Here is a 26,711-nt window from a genome sequence, read left to right on the forward strand (position 1 = left end):
TATTTTTCTGATTATCAGTTTTTAAAAGATAGATTTATAATCAGTTTCGTATTTTTACGGCCAATTAAATAATATGGAGTTCAAAAAAATTATTGAAGAAAAGTCGAAGGAGTCTTGGGAAATATACATGCCCAGTATCTCTATCGATTGTGTTGTATTTGGGTTTCACGATGGCGCACTGAAAGTATTAGTTCTAAAAATGAAGGAAAAACAATTGTTAGGACTTCCTGGGGGCTATATTAAAAAACGTGAAAATTTAAATGAGGCTGCTAGTAGAATTCTTAAAAGCCGTACAGGGGCAGAAAATATTTACTTGAGCCAATTTAGCACTTTTGGTGATTTAGATCGTTCAGAAAGTTTTTTTAAGGAGTATTCTGATACATTATGGAATAAGCAGCGCTTTGTCTCAGTGGGATTTTATGCTTTAGTTGATTATTCTAAAGTGAATTTAGTTATTGATGAAGTTTTTGATCCTTGCGAATGGATGCCAATAGAGGAATTAACGGAATTTATGATGGATCATCAAATTATTTTTGACAAGGCATTATCCACTTTGCGAAAGCAGTTAAATGATAAGCCGATAGGTTATAATTTGCTGCCCGAAAAATTTACGATGCCCGAACTTCAAAAACTGTATGAAATTATTCTGGGTAAAAAACTGAATCGCGGTAATTTCTATAGAAAAATGCTGCGGTATGATATTCTTGTGAGTCTAGACGAGAGTAGAAAAGGCGGCGCACATAAAGCTCCGAGCTTGTATCGTTTTGATTTGGATAAATATGATAAAGCCTTGAAAGAGGGATTAAATAACGGTTGGTAATAAAATAAAAAAAGAAGCATGATGGCTTCTTTTTTTATGGTTTACGCAAACGGTATTCGACGTAATTGAATTTATAAAAGCTATACTATCTAAGAATTTTGTCTAATACGGCAATGTAATCATCAATAGAATCAGTATTGGTATTTATGGCTATACTACCGTTTCCGTAAGGTTGATACATCTTTATATTATCACGAGAAAAAAGACCAACAGTAGGTACTTTTGATGCGCTGGCCAAATGCATAATTCCGCTATCGCCTCCTATAAATACTTCGGTGTTTGCCATAAGCGCACCTATTTCGCGAACGTCTTTACTGTAAAATGTTGGTGCTTTGAAACCGATTTGCGAAACGTTTTCTACGGGTAATACTTCAATGATATTGTAGTCTGAATATTCCGCTTTTAATCGGTCATAAAAAGGTGCCCACCAGGACTCTGGGTAGCATTTATCAGCTGTAGCAAAAGTAAAGATGCAAATGGTCTTCTTGTCGTTTTGTACAATAGTATATAGTGTCTTTTTGGCTTCCGCAAGTTCTGAAGGACTTAGCTTTAAGTCTAAATTAGGAAGAGGGCTATTGTTTTCTTTAAATCCAAGTTTAGTTAAGTAATGTCTAAAGTTGTAAACGGGATATTTAGCAATATGCTCATAATCGTTGTGCTTTAATTGAATATCATCAACATCATCTCCAAAAAACTTATATTTTGAATTCACAAATTGCGCAGATAATCTTCCAGACGAAGAGTTTTCTACTACATTTATCACAATGTCATAACTGTATTTTTTTAAGGAAAGCCATCCCTTAACGTATTTAGTAATCTCTTTAAAAGGTTTTCTTGGGAGACGAATTATTCGATTTATGTTGGTGTAATTTTTAAAAATAATAGGTGCTAGACCACCATTGACAAATAAATCTATTTCACAGTCTGGAAAAGTTGCAATAACATCTTGTACTAGCGGAGTGATTAACAATTGATTCCCTAATCTAGGGTTGGGTCTACAAATTAGAATTTTTTTAAACTCCACCTTTGTCAAATCGATATTTTGATCAAATTGTGAAGCACCGACGTTCTTCGTAAGGCGACGCATCAGTTTTCGTCTTAATGCGTTAATGTCTGTTTTTAAACCCATGATTTATATAAAAATTATTTTAATCTGTATTTTGATATAAGCTTCAAATCTTATTTTCTTAGCTATTGTAAAATAGTTTTCAAAGAAACGATTTTTTTTTATATCCTAAAGAAGGAAAGCGGTCCTTTAAGTAAAAAAGCATAAGGCTGTAGTCTAAGTTTTTTTTTAGTGGCATGTGTTTTGCATTAGTGCATCGGATTGTATTACTCTAGTACAATTTAAGAAAAGTAAAAACCATGAAGTATTTTATTGCACTTTTATTGTTGTCGGGTTCTATGTATTCTCAAGAACAAGTGTTTAATGTGCAGCGCTATTGTGTTGACGAAGTTCCTTTTAAGATTGGAGAATGCGATATTTCAGGAAATGAATATTCGTTTGTGTTCCTCGACAGAAAAAAGAATGATGTAGTATTCTTTTTTACTAATATGAAATTAAAGTATAAAATTATGAAGTCAGTGGTGTATGCTCCCGATCCTAATTACATACTTTATTCCTTGGAAAATGAGAAAGGTACTGTTGATATGAAAATTAACAAACAGAACACTAAGATGGAATTTCTGTATCCCAACAATCACATTTATTTGACGGTTGGTAAATCAACTAAGCTTTAGTTAAATTTTTTAACTGTTGACTTTACTCATTAAGCAATGCGAACGGTTCTGCTAATATAGTTGTTTTATTGCATTTAAGATTTAGATCTTGAATGAATTGGAGTTTCATTTTAGCACGAAATGCCTAGCCCCGGTAGAAGCGGCATCCTTTATAGCTTCCGTTTTCGGCAAGTATAAAGATACAGCGGATAACGGGAAATAGCTCCTAAAAAATAAACCACCCTCTTATTTTTAGATAAAAGGGTGGTTTTTAATTTTTATGCCGTAGTTGGATAGTATTTTTTTCGAAACCAAAAAGCGACATTCACTAAGGCTATCAATGCCGGAACTTCTACTAACGGGCCTATAACACCAGCAAAAGCTTGTCCGCTGTTGATGCCAAATACGCCTATGGCAACTGCAATGGCCAATTCGAAATTGTTTCCTGTGGCTGTAAAGGCAATAGCGGTACTTTTGGAATAGTCGGCGCCAAAGTATTTCCCAACCATGAAGCTCAATACAAACATCAAAGTGAAGTAGATGACAAGTGGAATGGCGATTCGAACTACATCCATAGGAATTTGAACGATTAATTCTCCTTTCAAGCTAAACATGATTACAATTGTAAATAATAAAGCGATAAGAGTAATGGGGGAGATAAAAGGGACATATTTATTCTGGAACCAGTCTTCTCCTTTTAAATGGATTAAAGCATATCGACTGATGATTCCTAATGCAAAGGGAATTCCCAAATAAATACCGACACTCTCGGCAATTTGTCCAATACTGATGTTGACTTCAAAACCGGTATAGCCAAAATAGGGAGGAAGTACGGTGATGAAAATATATGCATAAACACTATAAAGTAATACTTGAAAAATGCTGTTTAAGGCAATCAATCCAGCTGCATATTCTCTATCTCCATCAGCAAGGTCGTTCCAAACTACAACCATGGCAATGCAACGCGCGAGCCCGATTAGGATTACGCCAATCATGTATTCAGGATAGCCATTGAGGAAAATTAATGCCAATGCAAACATTAAGATCGGGCCTAAAACCCAATTCAAGAATAGGGAAGCACCTAGTACTTTAGTGTTTTTAAAGACTTCTCCCATTTGTTCGTATTTCACTTTTGCCAATGGCGGATACATCATTAGGATAAGTCCAATTGCTAACGGTATATTAGTGGTTCCACTGGAAAAGGAATTGATAAAATCTCCGCTAGAAGGAAAGAAGTTTCCAATGGCAACACCTAATGCCATGGCAAGGAATATCCAAAGGGTTAAATAACTATCGAGAAACCCTAGTTTTTTTCTGTTTAATGCAGGAGTGCAATTAGTTGCGGACATATTATTTTTTTATTTGTGAGAATACATAGAAGAGATCCGTTGCAATCTGGATGCTTCTTTCTTTGTATTTTTCTTCTTGTTGAGGTGTATTATCAAACGCTTTTGGGTCTTCAAAAGTGATCGGGATGCGTTTTTCAGCGCCGGCAATAAAAGGGCAGCCGTTATCAGCATTTGAGCAAGTCAATATTGCCGCAAAGGCGGATTGCGGATTAAAACTGTCGTCATAGGTTTTAGAAAATCCAATAATAGGATGTTCATTCTCACTATATTTAATGCTGTAAACGGGATTCGTGCCTTCAGAAAGAGGGTTTACCTCGAATCCTGCTTGTTCTAATGTTTTGGCAGCCATCGGGAATAATGCCGTAGCTTCTGTTCCACCCGAATAGCAAAACACGTTTTTCACATTAAAATGTGCTGCCGCCGTTTGTGCCCATACTTGCGATAAATGACTTCTCCTTGAATTGTGGGTACAAATAAAGTTGAGTCGGATGTCTTGTTCGTTGCTAACTTTCTCTTGAATAAAATCAATAAGTGGAAGCAATATTGCTTTTCTTTCCGGAGAAATAGTTCCGAATTGAAAAGAACGAATTTCATTTTCTATCGAAGGGAATGTACTGGTGTTTAATTGAGACATATACGGAGTAGATTTTAGTTAACAACAACCTCCACCAGGAGTACAGCTATTCGTTTGTGTTGGAATTTCAGATAATTTTGTTTTTTGCTTTTCCTGCGGAATTCCGCATGCATCTTCTGCTAGGCATGCAGTTTGTTTGTTCAATAATATAAAATCCTTTCCGTTGAATCCTAAGTCGTATTTACCAATAGTTTCTGCTTGGTATTCGACCTCTATTTCGTAGTCTTCAATTCCTAAAACTTTTTCAGATAGTGTAATAATATCCAAGAGTTTCTTTGGTTTTAAACGGTGTTCAAAATCATTGGCATCCCACAATTGGAAGTTTACCACGGTTTCGTTTCTTACTTTTCCTCCACAGTCAATGAAATTTTTGGTAATTAAACCTACTTCAGTAACGTGAAAATGTTCTGGAACATAAGTGCCGTTTGGCAATAGGAAAGTTACATTTTCTAATGTGCTTAGCTGTTTTTTAATTTCTGATAACTTCATTTTTTTATATTTTAAAAATTAACAACATTGATTTTTTTTGTTTTCTAAATACGTATTTACTTGGTTGAAAAAACCTCGTATTTTATTGAAGCCTTCTTCATCGAGGCAATAACAAATAGCGTTTCCTTCAAAACTTCCTTTGATAAGTCCGGCATTTTTTAATTCCTTTAAGTGTTGGGATACCGTGGGCTGAGCGAGAGGTAATTCGTTTACGATGTCTCCGCAAACACAGCTGTTTACTTTTATCAGATGCTGAATTATGGAGATACGAGCAGGATGTCCAATCGCTTTCGCTAAGATTGCTAACTCATTTTGCTCTTCTGTAAAGTGTTCTGTTTTAGTAATTCCCATCGTTATATATTTATATTGCAATATTACGATATGGTTAGGTAACAAGCAAATTTTTGAATAATTATTTTTATGAAACATAGTAAGAGTAGTGGAGAATACTCTTGTTTAGTTGAACTAGCTAGCTCCTTGGTATCTTTTGATATCTTTTAGTTGTAACGGCTAGTAATTCGGTTTCGCTTTTTTTTGCCACAGATTTACACATTAAAAAATAATTTTTTGAAAATCAGTGAATCTATGGCAATTATTTTAGTAGTACCCTAGGCTATCCTCGGAGGTAGTTTATTTCCGAGCACTGCTATAGCTCAAACGTCTCTTTTGCGATAGCATGAAACCCCACGGTTTTTACTTTGTGTTCAATATCTGCTAATGAAACGATTTGGTTTGTATGTACCGTAAATTCTCGAGGAAAAATTTCAGTATTCAGGATAATGTCAACAATTCCTTCTAATTCTAACAGGCTATTTTTAATTGCTGTTAAATCGTTTTCTTCCATCGCGTTTGTTCCAAAAGTTTTACCGTGATTTCCTGGAATAACATTTTGTGATAGTAAACTCATGTTTGTATTGTTTTAAGATTAGTGAAAAAAACAAGATGAAAATAGCACCCTATTTTAGTAGTATAAATTTAGTCATTTATTAGGTACAAACTATAATAAGCAGGATGGTATTTTAGGTTGACATACTAGCTGTTTTATTTGTAAACAAATAAGAGGTGTTGAACTTACGTTAAATGGACTTTGATGAGAAGGGGTTACTTATCTCATTGTATTTAAACAAAGAGATAACGGCTATTTTTGTAAATTAATCACTAACTTAGTGTATTATATATCAATTAGTTAAAACCTTAAGTAAGATGGAAAATAAAGATAATAAACCAAGTCCTAAATCTCAGAAAACGGAAGAAGCAGATAAAGATAAATTACCGGATTCTATAAACTATCCGCCAAGTGAAGATATCTACAATAAGGGACATAAGGAAGGGGACATCAATCCTGCTGATATCACTAAAAAGAAAATACCGGTTGAAATTAATAACCGAACAGAATTCAATGAAAAAAATTTCGAAGAAGATATGTCAGGAGGAGATTTAGATATTCCAGGATCAGAATTAGACGATGCGCAAGAGGAGATAGGAAGCGAGGATGAAGAGAATAACCACTACAGCATCGGCGGTGATAACCACAACGATTTGGAGGAAGACAATGGATAGTTAAATAGCAATAAATAGCTTTTGAATTAATTGCAGCTTATCATGCCGTTAAACTAAAGTTTTAAGCAGGATTATTGTTGGTTTTTTAGTGAATATTACTGTACGTATATAATGCAAAAAGCACTAATAGTAAGGTAATAACGACTGAATTAATAATGATTATAACACTACTTTTGACTAAGGAGACTATAAATTTGTCCCCGTAAAAACGACGGTGTGCCGGAAAGAAATAATAAATCATCCAAAATATCCCCAACGATTTTAAACTAAAATGTACCCATTCTAGAATAGGGTTTTTCCCAAATAGGATAAAGATTTTATCGATAAAAAACAGGGTCAACACCAGTAAAAGAATAAATGAAAAATAATGCAGAGTAAAGATTCCGCTATCATAGTAATACCATTTTTTCTTATCGTGAAAAAGCCATAAAACAAAGGCGAAAACTGGCATATACATAAACAATAATTTCGGTAAATTATTTGTAAATGATTCAGTGAACTTTTCTACAATTTGTTCGTTTGTATTTTCTTCTTTAACGGTTAACCATTTTTTCAGGAACCAATATTCGGTATCGCTTACCTGTATCTTTTTACTTCCATGTTTCTGGATGGAATCTAATTCGTTGATGGATTTGTATCCAAAATCAGCAACTTCTTTTTTCGGAATAGAATCAGTAGTTTGGGCTTGCTTTATTTTTTCAATTTTATCTGTTTGCTGTAGTATTTTTTTTATCGTGTCATTGTTCTGTTGCGATAGCAACCCGACCTTTGTTAATCCATCTACGCTCTTTTCTTCTATATGCAAGGAATCTATGGTGGGTATTATTACTTGTTTTTGTTTTGTAACAGCGGCTGTAATTTCTTTTTCGGGATTATTAGGAAATAAGGAGATCATTAAAAAAGTCACAAAACTTATAAAAATATAAAGTCTTATAGGATTTAAATAAGACAAGCGCTTTCCTGACATGTACGCTTTAGTTAAAGCGGCTGGTTTAAAAAACAAAGAAAATATTGTCTTCCAAAAGGAATTGTCGTAATGGGTTAAGTCTTCAAAAAAATGAATAAAGATATGATGAAAAGACTTACGGCTGATTGTGTTTTCCTGTCCGCAATTTGGACAATACCGTTGGTCGGCAACATGGTTACAATTGAGGCAGGTTTTATCTAGACGTACTTTTTCTTTTGACATGGGCAGTTATTGGTAATCAATTCAAGATTGTAAATTTATTAATTTTTCAGGTCGTTCTATTATTATTTCTATAAGATTTAACATACTTCAACTTTATAAGTAATATAGCAATTGACCGGGCATCAGCTATCAGAATGGTGTGTTAACAATATTCTTTGACAGGCATCAGATTATATAAAAATAGATTTTATCTGTTAATAAATTAAAAATCGTCAGCTTTAAGTAGGTTTCAATCTAAAGATTTCCTGTAAGGTCATTAAATATTAATGCGACTCAGTGTGAAAAAAAATAACTAATTGATTATATATAGACAGCTGATAGGTTTTATGTACCTCTTGGGTGTAACTTATTGGTAATCTTATTTTTATTTCAATCCTTAACGGGCATTATTAACTAAATAATAATGATACAATGCTACTTTATCGCACATGAAAATTAATGAGTAAAGACATTTTATAGATGATTGAGATATCGAAAGTCGTGTGTGATTCTGTTTTTTGAAATGATTAATGTTGTTTTGAACTCTAAAAAGATAAAGCCTGCAACAAAAAAATACTTTTGTTACAGGCTTTATTTATAATTTACGCTATTTCATTATATAGACTTCGCGCTTGATTTTGATGTGTGATTTTTAATTCAATTTTTTTAAGAGTTGATTAGTTATACACATTAGTTCCGTGTTCATGAATGTCTAAGCCATCAATTTCTTCTTCTTTAGTTACTCTAAGTCCCATTGTTTTCTTTAAGATAAATAATACAATAAAAGAAGTAATGATTGCCCATGCAGCTATTGCAAAAACACCAATTGCTTGAACACCTAATTGAGCAAATCCGCCTCCGTAAAGTAAACCACCTTCAGTTGCAAAAACACCAACTAATAAAGTTCCTAGTGCACCACAAACTCCGTGTACAGAAACTGCTCCAACTGGGTCATCAACTTTAAGTTTCTTGTCTATAAATTCAATTGCAAATACAACCACGGTACCGCATATTAGTCCAATAAACGCTGCTCCAACTGGGCTTACTGCAGCACAACCAGCTGTAACTCCTACAAGACCGGCTAAAACACCGTTTAAGGTCATAGAGATGTCGGGCTTTCCGTAAAGTGCCCATGTTACAAACATGGCAGCCAAAGCTCCTGCTGCTGCTGCAATATTTGTTGTGATGATAATTCCGGCTACCGCATTGGCACTATCACCGGATATTGCTAATTGAGATCCAGCATTAAAGCCAAACCAACCCAGCCAAAGGATAAAAACTCCTAGTGACCCTATCATTAGATTGTGACCTGGAATAGGGTTTGATAAACCATTTGTGTATTTCCCAATTCGGGGGCCTACCATTATAGCAGCTACCAATGAAGCCCAACCTCCAACGGAGTGTACAACAGTTGAACCAGCAAAATCGATAAAGCCTAATTTAGTTAACCATCCGTCACCTTGCCAAACCCAGTGACCTGAAATTGGATAGATAAATACGGTCATCATTAAAGAAAAGATAAGGTAGGTAGAAAATTTTGTTCTTTCAGCAATAGCACCAGATACTATTGTAGCTGCAGTTGCAGCAAATACAGTTTGAAAAAATAGACTGTGCATGTCTTTTACACTGTCAAAAAACAAAGTTGGGTTTCCTATAAATGAGCCGATGGAATCTCCGTACATAATAGTGTATCCAATTGCCCAAAATCCGATGGTACCGATACAAAAGTCCATCAAGTTTTTCATTATTATATTTCCAGTGTTTTTTGATCTGGTAAATCCAGCTTCCACCAAAGTAAATCCGGCTTGCATAAAAAACACTAAAATTCCGCAGATTACCACCCACATTAAGTCTAATACAGCATTCGTATCCATAGTATATTTTTTTATTAGTTAGTTTATAGAGGTTGGTTAGTTAAGCGCGTCAGATCCTTTTTCTTTAGTTCTGATTCTATAGGTTTCTTGAATTTCAGAAACAAATATTTTACCATCACCAACCATTCCTGATGATGCCGCTTCTAAAATTGCATCAATTGTTTTTTCTAAAAATTGATCAGAAACGACAACGGAAATATATCTTCGTTGAATGTCTGTGGTACTATAGGTTATTCCTCTGTATACATGCCCTTCTTTTTCATTGCCGACTCCAGTAACGTCCCAGTAGGTAAAAAAATTGACTTCGATTTTGTGTAAAGCTTCTTTAACTTCATCAAATTTTGATTTTCGAATAACAGCTTCGATTTTTTTCATTAGATAGATAATTTAGTTAATATTGATTAATTGGTTTTGGTTATTATGTGCTCATTAATTTAACTTTTGAAATAGGTTAAATAAATTCGTTTTTGACACGATTTTTAGTAACTGATTTTGACGAATTTATTAACTTTTCTTTAAGACAAGAAAGAATAATTGATGTTTTTGATCCAATTTGGAAAGAATTATCAATTACAAAAAATGACTTCCTAATTTTAGTTATTTGGTATTTTTACAGTAAAATATCGAAATATTCATAATTGATATTTTTACTTATACCCCCTATCTTTTAGGGGTAAATATTTTATTTTAATAGTTTTTGGCGTTTTTATTAGTTTCGAATCTATTTTTTTTGGTTAAAAAGAACGTAAAATAAGTATTTGCTTTTTTTACAGTAAAATTAAGTTGTTCTGCTTTTTATTTTAGTAAAGAAAAGTTAGCAGTATTTTTTTTGATTATTAGGCATAAAAAAAACAGCCTTTAATCCTTATTGGATTAAAGGCTGTTCCTTGATTATTAATTAAGAATTTAGGTCTTGATAATGCCTAAATATTGAGAATTAGTTTAGTGTATTTTTTCAAGTTCCAGATATAACATGCTCATTTCTTTTTCAAGTTTTTCGATTTCATTCCGCCAAAAAACAATGTTATTTGCAATTGAACTAATTTCGTCTTCTCGTTCATTATTTGTTCTCAAAAACTGAAAGTCACGTGCATCATTTAATTCGTTTTTTGAATTATTTAAATTGGAGTGTGTAACGGCAAGTAAATTTTTAATATCTAAAAGCCGACTATTGATGGCCAGTTTTCTTTCTTTACCAACCCTTTCTAACTCTATTTTTTCTCGCTCAGCAATAAAATTATTTTGATCTTCAATTTCTTGCTCTTGTATTTTATACTGCTTGTTGTTGTATTCCGTTTGATTATTCCTCTCCTCTAATTTTAAGGTTCGACTCTCTAGGATAGTATTGAAAATTAAAGTTCCAATTATTAAAACGAAAGTTCCTGCGCCGATAAATAGGAGGGTTTTATTTGCGCTTGCAAAACTCCGGACCTCATTTAAAGATCTAGTTATTGAATTAGCCGAGGGAGTGACAAATGATTTTATTGGAGGAGGAGTTGAGAATAATATTTTTCGTAATTCCTCTACATCGCCCGCATCTTTCCAATCTTCCATTCCTTCGCACCATACGGAAGTAGTTTTGGTTATTTTTTTTTCTTTCAGTTCGACAAAATTAAAAGGACCGCTATCAGTAGTTCCGTCGTGTAAGTAATAGGTATTCATAGGCGTTATTTTAATTTGGTTCTATTATGATTCTTTCATTTTCGTTCTTTCTACATTCTTTGGTTAAAAAAATAGTCCAAGAACATAGTTCTTATTCAGATAGTAGAAAGGACTCTATTAGAAAGCAAACAACATGCCTATTGCAGTACTATATAGTAATTATATAACTATTTTATAAAATCCTTATTTGTGTTTTATAGAAAAGACAATGGTAGTAGTTGTATTGTGACTTGAGTAATTTGGTAGATTCGTAAAGCTTTGTAATTTTACTTTTCCGAAGGAGAGTGAATAGATTGTACTTAAGTTGTAATAGCTTTCTCTTGTAATAATAAGGATAGTAGATTTTAGATTCCCGTTAGGTTTTACTGAACAATTCTATTGTTTTGGCTATAGCCTCATCAAAATTTTCCCATGTTTTTTCTGATGTCAAATCCGTTGCAATAAATGTTTTATTAAATTTAGATAATAAGGTAAAGTAAACATAGCCACCTAGCATCAGCTGAAAAGCAGAGTTAAGGGATTCGTCTTTTGTGTTTGTGGTAAATGTTTTGCCTACTTGTGCGTTGAAGTACTTGAAAAGACTTTTCGTGTCTTCATTATTTTCGATTAATTGCCAGCGTAAAATTTCTTGGGTTAAAGTGTTTTCTCGTAATTCTTTGGTTCCTTCTTTAATGAAGTCTTTTAAATTTTCTAAATTATCTTTTTTTTCCTCAATGACTGAAAGGGATTTAAAGAAGTCTCCTTTTTGGGCAAAAAGCAACAGTAGACCTTTCATACCACCAAAATAGCGGTAGATTAATGATTTAGAAACTCCTGCTTGCTTGGCAATGGCATTTATCCCAACTCCTTGAGGGCCTTTTTCTTTTAATATATCCAAAAAGGCTGTGTAGATCTTTTCTTCGGTAGCTGCTCTGTCTTTTTTCATTACAATTTGGATAGAGATAATACACCGCCTAATGTTATTCCGGATTCAATTATGCGGGGATAATGTTGTTGTAATAATTCGAACATATACGGTAAGGGTACTTCATTAAAAGTTCCGTAATCTTCAAGGTACTCCATGAAAGCTTTCTTACCGGTTTGATCAAATTCTTGAAATATAGAATCATTTTCTCCGTCAAACTCTAAAACTTTTACATTGAGGAGCTCACAGAGTTCTTTGTTAAAAGCGGGTGTGGCTTTAATCCATTTATTATCTAAGTAAATCTCGATATAGCCGTGCGGTACAAGTACATCTGAGCCAAATTTTTCGACAATCTGATCTACCGCTATGTGGTTTTTTACTTTTGCCAACCCCAGTCTAGCTGGAATTTTCTGTGCTCGTAAAATCGCAATCAAAATAATTACTTTATCAATACAATGGCCACTTTTATGGGTTGTTAACTCTGATGCGCGCCAGTCTTCATTTATTAAACTAAAACGATAGGGGTAATACGGCCAGTTATCGCGAACGTATTCATACGCTTTTATCGCAAATTCTTTAGGTGTCGTTGCTCCATCGGTACTTAAAAAGGCGTGTATAGCTTGTATCTTATCGTCTGTTAAATCGAAATGATAAGTCTCTTGTGTGTATTGCTCCATAGTGAGTAAATTATGTAACCTATTGGTTAAGTGCAAAATTAATGCTTTAATAATTTAAATTAAGATATATTGAAGTATATTTGTTACCGTATGGTAACATTTTTTAGTTGGTGTTACCAAGTGGTAACTTTAATTTATAAAAATGGAAGCATATATCTACGATTCAGTTCGGACGCCCAGGGGAATTGGAAAAGGCAACGGTTCTTTAGCCCCGGTTAGTCCGGTTCAATTATTAACTACTTTGTTGACCGCCTTAAAAGAAAGAAACGATTTAGACACTAGTTTAGTAGAAGATTTAATTGTTGGTTGTGTGACTCAAGCAGGGGAACAAGGAGGAAATGTTGCCAAAGTTGCTGCGCAGTGTTCTAATTATGGCGATCACCTCTCTGCCGTTTCCCTAAACCGTTACTGTGCTTCTGGACTAGAGGCAATTAATCAGGCCGCAGCTATGATTAAATCAGGATGGTCTGAGTTGATTATCGCTGGTGGAGTAGAGTCTATGTCAAGAGTACCTATGGGAATTGACGGTTCTGCTTGGCTAATGGAACCCAATGCTGCTTTTGGGCACTTTGTTCCTCAAGGAATTTCTGCCGATTTAATAGCAACAAAATATGGATATTCCCGAAACGATGTAGATGGCTTTGCGGTAAATTCTCAAAAACGAGCTGCATTTGCGCAACAAAATGGCTTTTTTGATAAATCCATAATTCCAGTGACTGATATAAATGGCTTGGTTCATTTGGCAAAGGATGAATACATTCGAGCAAATACAACTTTAGAAATATTATCTAAATTATCGCCAGCATTTGAAAGAATGGGCGAACAATTATTTGATCAAACAGCCATAGATCGATATTTAGAAATCGAAAAAATAAATCATATACATCATGCTGGTAATTCCTCAGGGCTGGTTGATGGTGCTTCATTAATGTTGATTGGTTCGAAAGAAGTAGGGGAGAAACTCGGATTAAAGCCAAGAGCGATAATCAGAATGGGTGCCGTATTGGGCAGTGAACCTTTAATAATGCTTGAAGGGCCTATTCCGGTTACTAAAAAAGCATTGCGAAATGCCAAAATGAATGCTAGTGATATTGATCTATTTGAGGTTAATGAAGCTTTTGCCGTGGTTCCAATGCGTTTGATGGATCATTTTAATATTGATCATTCTATTGTAAATGTCAATGGAGGAGCAATAGCGATGGGGCATCCGTTAGGAGCGACGGGCTGCATGATTCTTGGAACTGCCTTGGACGAATTAGAACGTCAAAATAAAAGTACCGCTTTGGCAACTTTATGTGTTGGTGGGGGAATGGGAATAGCAACCGTTATTGAACGTATTTAAAAACCAATTATCCTTTAGATTATGATTAATAAACATATAAAATATAGTATTGATAATGATGGTATCGCAGTTGTTACTTGGGATGTTGCTGATTCTCCGGTAAACATCATGAATGAAGCAACTATGGCCGAGTTCTTTTCGACTATAAACCAAGCCATAGCAGATGACATCGTAAAAGGAATTGTTATTGCTTCCGCTAAAAAAGATTTTATAGCCGGAGGTGACTTAAAATGGTTTTTAAATTATGATAAATCAAAAGAAGAATGTTTTGATATGCTCATGCAAACCAATACCTATTTACGGAAAATGGAGACTTGTGGCAAACCGGTTGTGGCTGCCATAAACGGTCTTGCACTTGGGGGAGGATGCGAAATAGCATTAGCCTGCCATTACCGAATCATGAGTAGCCATCCAAAAAGTTATATAGGATTGGTCGAATGTTCCGTTGGGTTATTCCCTGGAGCAGGTGGGACACAACGCTTTTTGAGAATGCTGGGGTCACAGAAAACCATCCAATATATTACACAGTCTAAAAAACTAACAGCAGAACAAGCCTTGAAAGACAGTCTTGTCGATGTAATATGCAGTCCTGAAGATGATATCGTAATGCTGGCTAAAAACTGGATTATTACTAAGGGATCAAGCGAACAACCTTGGGACAACAAAAGATTTAAAGTCCCCGGAACTCCATTGGGTGTTGGACAAATTTCGGGAGTCACTGAATTTTTCAGTGTTGCGAATGCGATGGCTTATAAAACAACCCATGGAAATTTACCGCATATTAAAAATGTACTGAGTGCGATTTATTATGGCGCAGCCTGTCACATTGATAAAGCTTTAGAAATTGAGGCCCGGTATTTTGTAGATACCTTATTTAGTAAAGAAACCAAAAATATTATCCGCGCTTCTTTTATTTTTATAAACGATGCCGCCAGAGGAAAATCAAAACCGAAAGGCTATGACCGAGTTTCTTTCAAAAAAGTAGGCGTTATAGGTGCTGGAATGATGGGAGCCGGGATTGCTTATGTAAATGCAAAGGCAGGAATAGATGTGGTGCTGAAAGATGTTAGCATAGCAAAAGCAGAAAGTGGGAAAGACTATATAAAGATCCAAGAGCAAAAAAAATTACAAAACGGATATACAACTGAAGCCAAAATAGAAGCACTATTGCAAAAAATTAAAGCTTCGGATTCAGATGCTGATTTAGCGTCTTGTGATTTGATTATTGAAGCCGTTTTCGAAAATGAAAAATTAAAAAACACGATTACTATTGAAACCGAAAAAGTGATTGATGCGTCGGTAATTTATGCTTCGAATACTTCAACGATTCCCATAAGCCAACTTGCGAAAGCCTCGGTCAGACCGAATAAGTTTATTGGATTGCATTTCTTTTCACCTGTAGAAAAGATGCAGTTAGTAGAAGTAATTGTAGGTAAAGAAACAAGCGAAGGAACTTTGGCAGCAGCCATAGATTATGTAACAGCGATTGGCAAAGTTCCCATTATTGTAAATGACGGTCGGGGCTTTTTTACTTCAAGAGTTTTTGGTAAATTTATAAATGAAGGAATTGCGATGCTTACCGAAGGGGTTCCGCCTGCTGTAATTGAAAATGTGGCTAAAAAGATAGGTATGCCAGTAGGTCCATTGGCGATTTCAGATGAGATTAATTTGAACTTAATGTTGGCTATAATGAGCGAAGACCCCAATTTAACGCCACATGAAATTAATTTACGGCAGACTTTGGTTTCTATCATTGAAACTCATGGACGAACAGGTAAAAAAGAAGGGAAAGGCTTTTATGATTATCCAATAAATGAGAAGAAATCAATTTGGAAAGAATGGTCAAAAATTTATCCTCCTCAAGCCAGTTATGATGAAGAGGAAGTGGGTAGAAGATTGTTATTCGCTATGGTTATCGATGCATATAAATGCTTAGACTCCGGAGTGCTTCAAGAACCTAAAGATGCTGATGTAGGTTCGATTTTAGGATTAGGATTTCCAATACACACTGGAGGAGTGATGTCGTACATTGATTATATAGGAGCCGAGGAATTTGCCTTGTATAGCACTAAATTAGAAGCGAAGTACGGAGAGCGATTTAAGATACCCGAAAGTTTACAAGAACGAATTAAAAGCGCAGAAACAGGCCGAGTTTTCTACGAGAACTAAAATTGACTAACTAAAAAACTGAAAGATATGTTACAGAATATATTAATAGAAAGAAAGATCTACGCATCAGAAGAACATAAAATGATGCAAGGAATGATTCAGGAATTCATTTCGAATGAAATAATGGATAAGCTGGATGATTGGGAAAAAGAGGGGATGGTAGGCCGTGAAATATGGAAACGAGCTGGGGATTTGGGATTATTGTGCATCGATATGCCTGAAATGTACGGAGGCGGAGGACTTGATTTTTCATTTAACGCTTTATTCATCGAAGAATTTGCAAAAAAAGGAATTAGTGGGCCCGGTTTTTCACTGCATTCTGATATCGTAGCGCCTTATTTGTTGAAATATGGAACAGAGGCTCAAAAGCAGAAGTATTTATCACAAATGGCCAAAGGCGAAATGATTACCGCCATAGGGATGACTGAGCCTAATTGTGGGAGTGATTTGAAAGCACTTAGAACCACGGCCGAAGATAAAGGAGACCATTATATAGTAAATGGGCAAAAAACGTTTATAACCAATGGTTTTATGTGCGACATGGCTATTGTAGCGGTAAAAACAAATGTCAATACAGATCAGGAAGGAGTTACTTTACTTATTATGGAATCATCGATGGAGGGTTTCAGTAAAGGAATTCCTTTTAAGAAAATAGGAATGAAATCTCAAGACACCTGTGAGTTATTTTTTGATAATGTAAAAGTACCAAAAGAGAACAGACTGGGAGAGGAGAGAATGGGGTTCAAAATTATGATGGAAGAATTGGCTCGTGAAAGATTGACAGTAGGGATTTTTGCAGTAGCAACAGCCGAAGGAGCAATTGAAGATACCATCGCTTACACGACGGAAAGAGAGGCTTTTAAAACTCAGATTGCGGGATTTCAAAACACCCAGTTCAAACTAGTCGAATGTACCACCCAAATGCAAATACATCAGGCTTTTTTAGATCGCTGTATTGAATTATTAGTGGATCACAAATTAACGACTGAAACCGCTTCAATGATAAAATATTCGGCAACTGATATGTGCGGTAGCGTTGTTGATGAATGTTTACAGTTATTTGGAGGCTATGGATATATGTGGGATTACCCCATTGCTCGTATGTATGCTGACAATCGTGTTGCCCGCATTTATGCAGGAACGAATGAAATTATGAAAATAGTGATCGCCCGCGGATTGTTTAAAGACCTATTGAAAAAATGAAAGATATTTTAAAACAGTACCCTGTTATTTCGACTTTTGAAGTGCAGTGGGGAGAAATGGATGCGTTGCAACACGTAAATAATGTGGTATATGTTCGATGGGGCGAAACAGCCAGGATTGATTATTTTAGAGCGCTTGGATTCTTTTCATCGGAAGATGATAAAATGAAAACTGGTATTATTTTAGGATTCCAGTCGGTTAAATATATTGCTCCGGTAACCTATCCGGATACCATCCATACTGGAACAAAAACGGAAGAAATCAGAGAGGATAGAATCGTCCTAAAATCTTTTTATTACAGTGAAAAAAGCCAGAAATTAGTGGCGATAAAAACACATGAGGTCATTTTATTTGATTTCAAAACCCAAAGTAAAATTCTAGTCCCAAAAGAATTAGTCCTTCAAATAAATAATTTAGAAAGCATTTAATTTATTAGATTGATTAACAATAATTTATAAATTGATAAGGAATAGAATAGCTAACTTGAACCGTAAAATTCAGTAAAAAAGTAAATCTTAACTAACCAGAAATAATAACATAGATATAATGGCACTTATTACAAAAAAAACGACTCAACTACTGCTTTTATTCTTCTTCTGTATTTTGCAATCATTTTCTCAAGATATAGCTAGTAAAGAAATTAATAGACTTCAAAAATTAGCACAAGAAGTTACCATTATTAGGGACAAATGGGGTATTGCACATGTTTATGGTAAAACCGATGCTGATGCTGTTTTTGGGATGCTTTATGCCCAATGTGAAGATGATTTTAAGCGTGTTGAAATGAATTATATCGAAAAATTGGGTCGTCTTTCTGAAATCAAAGGGCCATCGGTTTTATATAATGATTTGGAGATATGTCTTCTCATTGATGTAGATGAAGCAAAAGCCGATTACAAAAAAGCAGCTCCTTGGTTGAAAAAACTATTAAACGGCTATGCTGATGGAGTCAACTTTTACCTTTATAAACACCCTGAAGTAAAGCCTGCTTTATTGACTCATTTTGAACCTTGGTTTCCTTTACTTTGGACAGACGGAAGTATTGGAGCCATAAGTACTGCAGATTTAACCACTGGCGAACTGAAATCTTTTTACTCCGGTAATGGCGATAAGGTTTCTTATATTGAAAGGGAAAAAGACATGCAAACGGGGTCCAATGGCTTTGCTTTGGCTCCAGCCAAAACCGCTTCAGGAAATGCTATTCTTTACATCAATCCTCATACGACTTTTTATTTCAGACCTGAAATACAGATAAGCAGTGAAGAAGGTTTGAATGCTTATGGAGCTGTAACTTGGGGGCAATTTTTTATATATCAAGGATTTAATGAAAACTGCGGATGGATGCATACCTCTTCAAATGTCGATGTAGCAGATATGTATACAGAAAAAATAATAACTAAGAATAAAAAACTATTCTATGAATACGATTCAAAATTGGTACCTGTTATCGAAAAGACAATTACGATTAAATACCTTCAAAAAGGAAAATTAATCGCGAAAGAATTCAAAACGTACTTTACCAACCATGGTCCGATAATGGCCGAAAGAGATGGAAAGTGGATTAGCCTAAAATCAAGTAATAGAAATATGAATAGTCTTGTTCAAAGCTGGGTAAGGACAAAATCGAAAGGATTTGACGACTATAAAAAAGCAATGGACCTGAAAGCCAACACTTCAAATAATACCGTTTATGCTGATAATAAAGGGAATATTGCCTATTGGCATGGGAACTTTATTCCTCTTAGAGATAAAAACTTAAACTGGTCGAAAGTTGTTGACGGAACGACATCAGCAACACAATGGAAAGGTTTGCATGAAGTGTCGGAAACGGTTCATTCCTATAACCCTTCTAGTGGTTGGCTGCAAAATTGCAATTCCACACCCTATTCAGCTGCTGGTGCTGAAAGTCCGAAAGAGAAGGACTATTTACCTTATATGGCACCGGATGGAGAAAGTTTTAGAGGAGTAAATGCAGTTCGTTTATTGAGTAAAGGCGAAAAATATACTTTAGATAAAGTAATTGCTGATGGATATGATACGAAGCTCTCCATTTTTGAGGTGCTAATTCCTGCCTTAGTTTCTAGTTTTGAAAAAAATATAAAAACAGATACTACCCTTTATGCAGACTTGGCGGAACCGATAGCCGTTTTAAAAAAATGGGACTACTATGCAAACGAGAATTCGGTAGCTACAACTTTGGCTAACGAATGGGGATTTATCTTAGACCCTATCATTAGGAAGACTTACATTAATGAAGGTGAATTAGACCAAGTTGAAAACACAGTAAATTTTGCAAAAAATGCTTCTCCGGACGAACTGCTACCGCAACTGCAACTGGTAGTTAAGGATTTGAAAACTAAATTTGGAACATGGCGAATTCCTTGGGGCGAAATCAATCGTTTTCAAAGACTGTCTGGAGATATAAATCTCGATTATGATGATACCATTGCCAGTTTGCCTATAGGCACTTCTTCCTCACTTTGGGGCTGTCTACCAGCTTATAAAAGTAGTTATCAAAAAAACACAAAGAAAAGGTATGGTTACAGCGGAAATAGTTTCGTGTGCGCTGTAGAATTTGGAGATAAAATAAAAGCTAAGTCTTTATTGGCGGGGGGAAATAGTGGAGATCCTAAATCGAAACATTTTAATGATCAAGCAGAAATGTATCAGAAAGGCGCATTCAAAGATGTACTTTTCTACAAAGAAGATGTTGAGAAAAATGCGCAACGAAACTACCACCCCGGAGAATAACAGCTAATAGAAAATAATAAAAAGCCGCTTGGGAGAAACTTCTTCTAAGCGGTTTTTATCGTAAAATAGTTCTAGTTGTAAATACCATTCGTGATTAAGTAATTTTCTTCTCAGCTTTAGTTTTAGCCTTTAGATTTTCGATTGAGTTAGTGGTGTGAATAATTTTCCAATTTCTTTTAGTACATCATAGCATACAGTTCATTATTAAAGCATTCGTAAAAACATCAAGATTCGAAATTCTGCCCTGTTCTTCTAATTTAGAACAGCCAATTCAGCATGTTGAAATTTGATAAGCCATTTTTTTTTAGTATTTTTAAGGAAATAAAAGAACTATGAAAATTATAGCCTTTGGCGCAAGCCCCAGTAGAAATTCCATCAATAAAAAATTAGCAACATATGCTGCCGGTTTATTTGAAAACGGAGAAGTTGAAGTGCTTGATTTAAATGCGTACCAGATGCCAATATTCAGTGTGGATATTGAAGAGCATATTGGAGAACATCCGTTAGCGCAAAAGTTTTTGGATAAAATTGGCACTGCGGATGTTTTAGTGGTTTCCATGGCTGAAAATAACGGAAACTATTCAGCGGCTTTTAAAAATATTTTTGATTGGTGTTCGCGCATTTCTGGAAAAGTTTTTCAGGAAAAGCCAATGCTTCTAATGTCCACCTCAGATGGAAAAAAAGGAGCAGCAAATGTTTTGGGTATCGCTAAAAATGCGTTTCCATATTACGGAGGAAATATAAAAGCAGCATTCTCACTCCCTAGTTTTTATAGTAATTTTGATGTTGAAAACGGGAAGATAACTAATCCTGAATTAGACAACCAACTCAAAGAAATTGTGCGGAATTTCGAAATGTAAAATTGTAATTGTTCTCTTTAAAGTATGAAATTGTTTGTAAAAACAATTGTCAATATCATTCTTAATAACTTTGAGGGCGTACTCTTTTAAAATATATTGAGATATCCTATATTAGCACAAAATCCACAAAATTTAAAATGTCAGATCAAAATCAATATACCGAAGATAATATCCGATCGCTCGATTGGAAAGAGCACATCCGTATGCGTCCTGGTATGTATATTGGGAAATTGGGAGATGGTTCTTCTCCTGATGACGGTATTTATATCCTTCTAAAAGAGGTGCTGGACAACTGTATCGATGAATTCGTTATGGGTGCCGGTAAAACTATCGAGGTGACTATCAAGGATAAAACGGTTACCGTTAGGGATTACGGTCGTGGGATTCCTCTTGGAAAAGTGATTGACGTAGTTTCTAAGATGAACACAGGGGGGAAATACGATTCCTTAGCTTTTAAGAAATCTGTTGGTTTGAACGGAGTAGGAACAAAAGCAGTAAATGCTTTATCTAATTACTTTCGCGTAGAATCCGTTCGTGATGAGAAACAAAAGGCAGCCGAATTTTCAGCAGGGAATTTAATGCTGGAAGAAGATGTTATTGATACCACGAAGAGAAAAGGAACAAAGGTGACTTTTATTCCGGATGAAGCCATTTTCAAAAATTACAAATACCGCTATGAGTATGTAATTAAGATGTTGAAGAATTATTGTTACCTAAATAATGGACTAACAATAGTATTCAACGGAGAAAAATATTTTTCTGAAAATGGGCTGAAAGACTTATTGGAAGAAACAATTCATGCAGATGATTTAGAATATCCTATCATTCACTTGAAAGGAGAGGATATCGAAATCGCATTAACACACAGTAAAACACAATATAGCGAGGAATACCATTCGTTTGTAAACGGACAGAACACCACACAAGGAGGAACGCATCTTGCGGCTTATCGTGAAGCAATTGTAAAAACCATTCGTGAGTTTTACAACAAAAGTTTTGAAGCTTCAGATGTGCGAAAATCGATTGTGAGTGCTGTTAGTATCAAAGTGATGGAGCCAGTATTTGAATCACAGACGAAAACCAAGTTAGGTTCTACTGATATTGGGTCGGAACCAGGGATGCCGTCCGTGCGTACTTTTGTAAATGATTTTGTTAAAACTAAATTAGATAATTACTTACATAAAAATACGGCGACTGCCGATGCTTTATTACGCAAAATTCTTCAAGCAGAACGAGAAAGAAAAGAATTATCAGGTATTCGAAAATTAGCCAAAGACCGAGCTAAAAAATCAAATTTGCACAATAAAAAATTAAGAGATTGTCGTGCACATCTTACTGATACAAAAAACCCGAGGAATCTAGAAAGTACGCTTTTTATTACTGAGGGAGATTCTGCATCGGGTTCGATTACGAAATCTCGTGATGTGAATACACAGGCCGTTTTTAGTTTGCGTGGAAAACCATTGAACTCCTACGGCATGAGCAAGAAAATTGTTTATGAAAATGAGGAATTCAATTTATTGCAGGCTGCATTAGACATTGAAGATGACATGGAAAACCTGCGTTACAACAATATTGTGATCGCAACGGATGCCGATGTCGATGGAATGCACATTCGTTTATTGTTAATTACTTTTTTTCTACAGTTTTTTCCTGAATTGATAAAAGAAGGGCATTTGTATATTTTACAAACACCTCTTTTTAGGGTTCGAAATAAGAAAGAAACTATTTATTGCTATTCTGAGGACGAGCGAAAAGCAGCCATTGAAAAACTGAAACCAAAACCGGAAATTACCCGATTTAAAGGTTTGGGAGAGATATCTCCTGATGAGTTTAAAAATTTTATTGGCGATACGATTCGTCTTGATCCCGTTATGATGGATAAAAACACCTCGATTGAACAACTGCTTTCTTTCTACATGGGGAAAAATACGCCAGACCGACAAGAATTTATCATCAAGAACTTGAAAGTGGAATTAGACGTGATTGACGCAGTATAAAAAATAATATAAAGTTGATAAGAGCTTTTCTTATACAATTCAAAGAAAATAAATGGACGAAGAAGAAAATATAAATCCAGAAGAGCAACAAGAATCAAAAAAGCCTGAAGGACAGCATTTTTATGATAATCGAGAAGACGAGAACGATACTATTACCAAAGTTACGGGAATGTATAAGGATTGGTTTCTGGATTATGCTTCCTATGTAATTCTGGAACGTGCTGTTCCTGCAATTGAAGATGGTTTTAAACCAGTTCAACGTAGAATCATGCACTCTCTAAAGGAGTTAGATGACGGTCGTTATAATAAAGTCGCTAACGTAGTGGGTCACACTATGCAATACCATCCTCACGGGGATCAGAGTATTGGTGATGCGATGGTACAGATTGGGCAAAAAGAATTATTGATCGATTGCCAGGGAAACTGGGGAAATATCCTGACCGGTGATGGAGCTGCAGCTTCTCGTTATATTGAGGCTCGTTTGTCTAAGTTTGCTTTGGAGGTTATTTATAGTCCTAAAATTACTGATTGGGGAATGTCGTATGATGGAAGAAGAGCTGAACCTAACAATCTTCCCGTTAAGTTTCCATTGCTTTTAGCGCAAGGTGCTGAAGGTATTGCAGTAGGACTTTCGACAAAAGTATTACCACATAATTTTAATGAGTTAATCGATGCTTCGGTAAAAATATTGAAGGGGAAACCTTTTACTATTTATCCGGATTTCATGACTCAGGGTATCGCAGATATCTCTAACTACAATAATGGATTGCGAGGCGGCCGTGTGCGTGTGCGTGCAAAAATTGCGCAACTGGACAAGAATACCTTAGTGATTACCCAAATTCCGTTTTCGACAAATACGACTACCTTGATCGACAGTATTTTGAAAGCCAATGATAAGGGAAAAATCAAAATCAAAAAGATTGAAGACAATACAGCTGCCGAAGTTGAAATTTTAATTCATCTTTTTCCAGGAGTTTCTCCAGATAAAACAATAGATGCTTTATTTGCTTTCACGGCTTGCGAAACATCTGTAGCGCCACTAGGTTGCGTTATTGAAGACAATAAACCTTTGTTTATAGGTGTTTCTGATATGTTGAAAATTTCGACTAACAGAACGGTTCAATTACTAAAAAGCGAACTTGAAATTCAATTAAGTGAACTGGAAGAACAATGGCACTTCTTGTCTTTGGAGCGAATATTTATCGAAAACAAAATCTACCGTGACATTGAGGAAAAAACCACGAGAGAAGATGTTATACAAGCAGTTGATGATGGTTTAAAACCACACATTAAACATTTAAAACGTGCTATAACAGAAGAAGATATTCTACGTTTGTTAGATATCCGAATCATGCGTATCTCTAAATTTGATAGCAATAAGGCACAAGATAAAATTGAAGCTTTAGAAGGAAATATCGAACAAGTAAAACATGACTTAGAGCATTTAATTGATTTTGCTATTGCTTATTTTATAAAGCTGAAAGAGAAATACGGAAAAGGTCGCGAACGTCAAACAGAGCTTCGTGTTTTTGATGATATCGAAGCTACAAAAGTAATTTTAAGGAATACTAAACTATACGTTAATAGAGAAGAAGGCTTTGTAGGAACGAGTTTGAAAAAAGACGAGTATGTTACGGATTGTTCAGATATTGACGATGTCATTGTTTTTCTACGTGACGGAAGCATGATGGTGACTAAAGTGGATGCCAAAACCTTTGTGGGTAAAGATATTATTCACGTCGCCATTTTTGACAAAAGTGACAAACGTACCATTTATAATGTGATTTATCGTGACGGTAAATCCGGTCCTTCTTATATAAAGAGATTTAACGTTTCAGCGGTTACCAGAGACAAGTTGTATGATTTGGCAAATGGAACTAAAGGATCTCAAATACTTTATTTCACTTGTAATCCTAATGGAGAAGCCGAAGTGATAACGATTATATTACGTCAGATAGGAAGTGTCAAGAAATTGAAATTTGATATTGATTTCGCTAAAATGGCTATTAAAGGTCGTAGTTCTAAAGGGAATTTAGTGTCCAAATATCCAATTAAGAAAATCGAAATTAAAGAAAAAGGAATATCGACTTTACTACCAAGAAAAGTTTGGTATGATGATACTGTCCAAAGATTGAATGTTGATGCAAGAGGAGAATTGTTAGGTGAATTCAGACCTAATGATAAAATTTTGATTATTCAACAATCGGGGAAACTAAAAGTAATTACGCCTGAATTATCCACTCATTTTGATTCGGATATGGTTGTATTAGAAAAATGGGTTCCTAAAAAACCAATTTCTGCCATTTATTATGATGGTGAAAAAGAGCGCTATTATATCAAACGTTTCTTGGTTGAAACTGAAAATAAAGAAGAGCTTATTATAACGGAGCATCCAAATTCACAATTGGAGATTGTATCAACGGATTACCGTCCGGTAGTTGAACTAGTTTTTCCAAAGATAAAAGGAGTTCAAAAAGAATCAATGACAGTCGATATTGAAGACTTTATCGCGGTAAAAGGGTTCAAGGCATTAGGAAACCAATTAACGACTGATAGGATTAAACAGGTGAATATGCTAGACCCATTACCTTATGAGGTTCCTGAAGAAATTATTCCTGAACGCAGAATCACAAATGATGATGGTACTGATGTTCAACTCGATGAAGACGGACAAGTCAACTTGTTTTAATTTTTAGATATAAAAAAAGCTCCTTATGGAGCTTTTTTTATGTTCTAATCTATTTTATTTCTTTTTAGAGGCTTTCATATTGATGACTTCTACCATCAATGAGAAAGAGATCGCAAAATACAAATACCCTTTTGGGACAGGAGTTACATGACTACCAAAAATTAGTGCATTTGATAAGTGAGCACTTTCTGTAAGCAACATAAAACCAATAAGAATTAAGAAGGATAAACCCAGAATCTGTATCGAAGGGTGTTTGTTTACAAAACTACCTACTGGAACAGCAAACTGCATCATGATAAGAACTGAAATTACCACCGCTGTAATCATAATATATAAAGCACCTTCTACACCATTAGTCATACCAACTGCAGTTAGAATACTGTCAAAAGAGAAAACTAGGTCAATCATAATAATTTGCAAAAGCACATTTTGAAATGATTTTGTTGCGGCTTTACTTAATTCTTTTTCTTCATGTCCTTTTTCATCCACTTTTTCTCTGATTTCACTAGTGCTTTTATAAATAAGGAATAAACCACCAAGTAGTAATATGACACTTTGCCCCGTGATTCCCGCTGAAAACCAACTTAGATCGATTGTAAACCAAGGTGCTTTCATTTGAATCAATAAATTAATACCAAATAAAAGGGCAATTCTCATGAACATAGCAAGAAACATCCCTATTTTAGTTGCTTTTTTACGACTTTCTACTGGTAATTTACCTGTGGCAATCGAAATGAAAATGATGTTGTCTATTCCAAGGACAATTTCCAGAAATGTCAATGTTAATAGGGCGATCCAAGCATCAGGATTTAAAAATACTTCCATTTTGTCTTATTATGAA

Annotated in this window: 24 protein-coding genes; 11 read left to right on the plus strand and 13 right to left on the minus strand. The window is 35.0% G+C overall.

Features of this window, described 5'->3' with window-relative positions:
* Positions 1 to 73: 73 nt before the first annotated feature.
* Positions 74 to 820, plus strand: a complete 747-nt coding sequence (locus tag AAC069_RS10550; protein WP_339920431.1) for an NUDIX domain-containing protein — start codon at positions 74 to 76, stop codon at positions 818 to 820.
* 85 nt (positions 821 to 905) lie between these two features.
* Here AAC069_RS10550 and AAC069_RS10555 read toward each other — a convergent pair whose 3' ends face one another.
* Positions 906 to 1,949, minus strand: a complete 1,044-nt coding sequence (locus AAC069_RS10555; protein WP_339920432.1) for a glycosyltransferase family 9 protein — start codon at positions 1,947 to 1,949, stop codon at positions 906 to 908.
* A gap of 236 nt (positions 1,950 to 2,185) precedes the next feature.
* Between AAC069_RS10555 and AAC069_RS10560 the strand changes: the two genes are divergently transcribed.
* Entirely contained in the window at positions 2,186 to 2,560 is a 375-nt protein-coding gene (locus tag AAC069_RS10560) for a hypothetical protein (protein ID WP_339920433.1), read from the plus strand.
* 257 nt (positions 2,561 to 2,817) lie between these two features.
* Here the strand turns inward: AAC069_RS10560 and arsB are convergent, their stop codons facing one another.
* The 5 genes from arsB to AAC069_RS10585 all read right to left on the minus strand — a co-directional run bounded on the left by arsB (position 2,818) and on the right by AAC069_RS10585 (position 5,918).
* Positions 2,818 to 3,888, minus strand: a complete 1,071-nt coding sequence (gene arsB, locus AAC069_RS10565; RefSeq protein ID WP_339920434.1) for an ACR3 family arsenite efflux transporter — start codon at positions 3,886 to 3,888, stop codon at positions 2,818 to 2,820.
* A 1-nt stretch (position 3,889) separates the two neighbouring features.
* Entirely contained in the window at positions 3,890 to 4,522 is a 633-nt protein-coding gene (locus AAC069_RS10570; protein WP_339920435.1) for a protein-tyrosine-phosphatase, read from the minus strand.
* A gap of 18 nt (positions 4,523 to 4,540) precedes the next feature.
* Entirely contained in the window at positions 4,541 to 5,011 is a 471-nt protein-coding gene (locus AAC069_RS10575) for a DUF6428 family protein (protein WP_339920436.1), read from the minus strand.
* Positions 5,012 to 5,029: 18 nt separating this feature from the next.
* Positions 5,030 to 5,362: a metalloregulator ArsR/SmtB family transcription factor gene (locus tag AAC069_RS10580; protein WP_339920437.1), complete on the minus strand. Its 333-nt coding sequence runs from the start codon at positions 5,360 to 5,362 to the stop codon at positions 5,030 to 5,032.
* A 295-nt stretch (positions 5,363 to 5,657) separates the two neighbouring features.
* Positions 5,658 to 5,918: a heavy-metal-associated domain-containing protein gene (locus AAC069_RS10585; RefSeq protein WP_339920438.1), complete on the minus strand. Its 261-nt coding sequence runs from the start codon at positions 5,916 to 5,918 to the stop codon at positions 5,658 to 5,660.
* 296 nt (positions 5,919 to 6,214) lie between these two features.
* Here AAC069_RS10585 and AAC069_RS10590 point away from each other — a divergent pair, with 296 nt between their 5' ends.
* A complete protein-coding gene (locus tag AAC069_RS10590) occupies positions 6,215 to 6,571 on the plus strand; it encodes a hypothetical protein (RefSeq protein ID WP_339920439.1) in 357 nt (118 codons plus the stop codon).
* Between the two features lie 85 nt (positions 6,572 to 6,656).
* Here AAC069_RS10590 and AAC069_RS10595 read toward each other — a convergent pair whose 3' ends face one another.
* The 6 genes from AAC069_RS10595 to AAC069_RS10620 all read right to left on the minus strand — a co-directional run bounded on the left by AAC069_RS10595 (position 6,657) and on the right by AAC069_RS10620 (position 12,856).
* Positions 6,657 to 7,760 carry a DUF3667 domain-containing protein gene (locus tag AAC069_RS10595; RefSeq protein ID WP_339920440.1) on the minus strand — a complete coding sequence of 368 codons (1,104 nt, stop codon included), beginning with the start codon at positions 7,758 to 7,760 and terminating at the stop codon, positions 6,657 to 6,659.
* Positions 7,761 to 8,416: 656 nt separating this feature from the next.
* Entirely contained in the window at positions 8,417 to 9,613 is a 1,197-nt protein-coding gene (locus AAC069_RS10600; RefSeq protein WP_339920441.1) for an ammonium transporter, read from the minus strand.
* Positions 9,614 to 9,649: 36 nt separating this feature from the next.
* Entirely contained in the window at positions 9,650 to 9,988 is a 339-nt protein-coding gene (locus AAC069_RS10605; RefSeq protein ID WP_091086863.1) for a P-II family nitrogen regulator, read from the minus strand.
* A 567-nt stretch (positions 9,989 to 10,555) separates the two neighbouring features.
* Entirely contained in the window at positions 10,556 to 11,275 is a 720-nt protein-coding gene (locus AAC069_RS10610; RefSeq protein ID WP_339920442.1) for a DUF4339 domain-containing protein, read from the minus strand.
* Positions 11,276 to 11,630: 355 nt separating this feature from the next.
* Positions 11,631 to 12,200, minus strand: coding sequence for a TetR/AcrR family transcriptional regulator (locus AAC069_RS10615; protein ID WP_339920443.1), 570 nt, complete (start codon positions 12,198 to 12,200; stop codon positions 11,631 to 11,633).
* The gene (locus tag AAC069_RS10620) at positions 12,200 to 12,856 is read right to left on the minus strand and encodes a transglutaminase family protein (RefSeq protein ID WP_339920444.1); all 657 of its coding nucleotides are present in this window, start codon (positions 12,854 to 12,856) and stop codon (positions 12,200 to 12,202) included. Before AAC069_RS10620 ends, AAC069_RS10615 begins: the two co-directional genes overlap by 1 nt.
* A gap of 142 nt (positions 12,857 to 12,998) precedes the next feature.
* Between AAC069_RS10620 and AAC069_RS10625 the strand changes: the two genes are divergently transcribed.
* The 8 genes from AAC069_RS10625 (at position 12,999) to AAC069_RS10660 (ending at position 25,870) form a co-directional block, all read left to right on the plus strand.
* Positions 12,999 to 14,198 (plus strand): acetyl-CoA C-acetyltransferase, encoded by a 1,200-nt coding sequence (locus AAC069_RS10625; RefSeq protein ID WP_339920445.1) that lies wholly within the window; start codon positions 12,999 to 13,001, stop codon positions 14,196 to 14,198.
* A 21-nt stretch (positions 14,199 to 14,219) separates the two neighbouring features.
* Positions 14,220 to 16,367 (plus strand): 3-hydroxyacyl-CoA dehydrogenase NAD-binding domain-containing protein, encoded by a 2,148-nt coding sequence (locus AAC069_RS10630; RefSeq protein ID WP_339920446.1) that lies wholly within the window; start codon positions 14,220 to 14,222, stop codon positions 16,365 to 16,367.
* Positions 16,368 to 16,394: 27 nt separating this feature from the next.
* Positions 16,395 to 17,570: an acyl-CoA dehydrogenase family protein gene (locus AAC069_RS10635; protein WP_339920447.1), complete on the plus strand. Its 1,176-nt coding sequence runs from the start codon at positions 16,395 to 16,397 to the stop codon at positions 17,568 to 17,570.
* On the plus strand, positions 17,567 to 17,998 hold the full coding sequence (locus AAC069_RS10640; RefSeq protein WP_339920448.1) for a thioesterase family protein: 432 nt from the start codon (positions 17,567 to 17,569) through the stop codon (positions 17,996 to 17,998). The genes AAC069_RS10635 and AAC069_RS10640 overlap by 4 nt, the downstream gene beginning before the upstream one ends.
* Positions 17,999 to 18,116: 118 nt before the next feature.
* Positions 18,117 to 20,321: a penicillin acylase family protein gene (locus tag AAC069_RS10645; protein WP_339920449.1), complete on the plus strand. Its 2,205-nt coding sequence runs from the start codon at positions 18,117 to 18,119 to the stop codon at positions 20,319 to 20,321.
* A gap of 332 nt (positions 20,322 to 20,653) precedes the next feature.
* Entirely contained in the window at positions 20,654 to 21,181 is a 528-nt protein-coding gene (locus AAC069_RS10650) for an NAD(P)H-dependent oxidoreductase (RefSeq protein WP_339920450.1), read from the plus strand.
* Between the two features lie 137 nt (positions 21,182 to 21,318).
* Complete coding sequence (locus AAC069_RS10655; RefSeq protein ID WP_339920451.1) at positions 21,319 to 23,181, plus strand: DNA topoisomerase IV subunit B; 1,863 nt, start codon at positions 21,319 to 21,321, stop codon at positions 23,179 to 23,181.
* Between the two features lie 52 nt (positions 23,182 to 23,233).
* Positions 23,234 to 25,870 carry a DNA gyrase/topoisomerase IV subunit A gene (locus AAC069_RS10660; RefSeq protein WP_339920452.1) on the plus strand — a complete coding sequence of 879 codons (2,637 nt, stop codon included), beginning with the start codon at positions 23,234 to 23,236 and terminating at the stop codon, positions 25,868 to 25,870.
* A 54-nt stretch (positions 25,871 to 25,924) separates the two neighbouring features.
* On the opposite strand, the gene AAC069_RS10665 is transcribed toward AAC069_RS10660, so the two are convergent.
* Positions 25,925 to 26,695, minus strand: a complete 771-nt coding sequence (locus tag AAC069_RS10665; RefSeq protein WP_339920453.1) for a TerC family protein — start codon at positions 26,693 to 26,695, stop codon at positions 25,925 to 25,927.
* Positions 26,696 to 26,711: the final 16 nt, after the last annotated feature.

Source organism: uncultured Flavobacterium sp., assembly GCF_963974175.1.
GTDB lineage: Bacteria > Bacteroidota > Bacteroidia > Flavobacteriales > Flavobacteriaceae > Flavobacterium.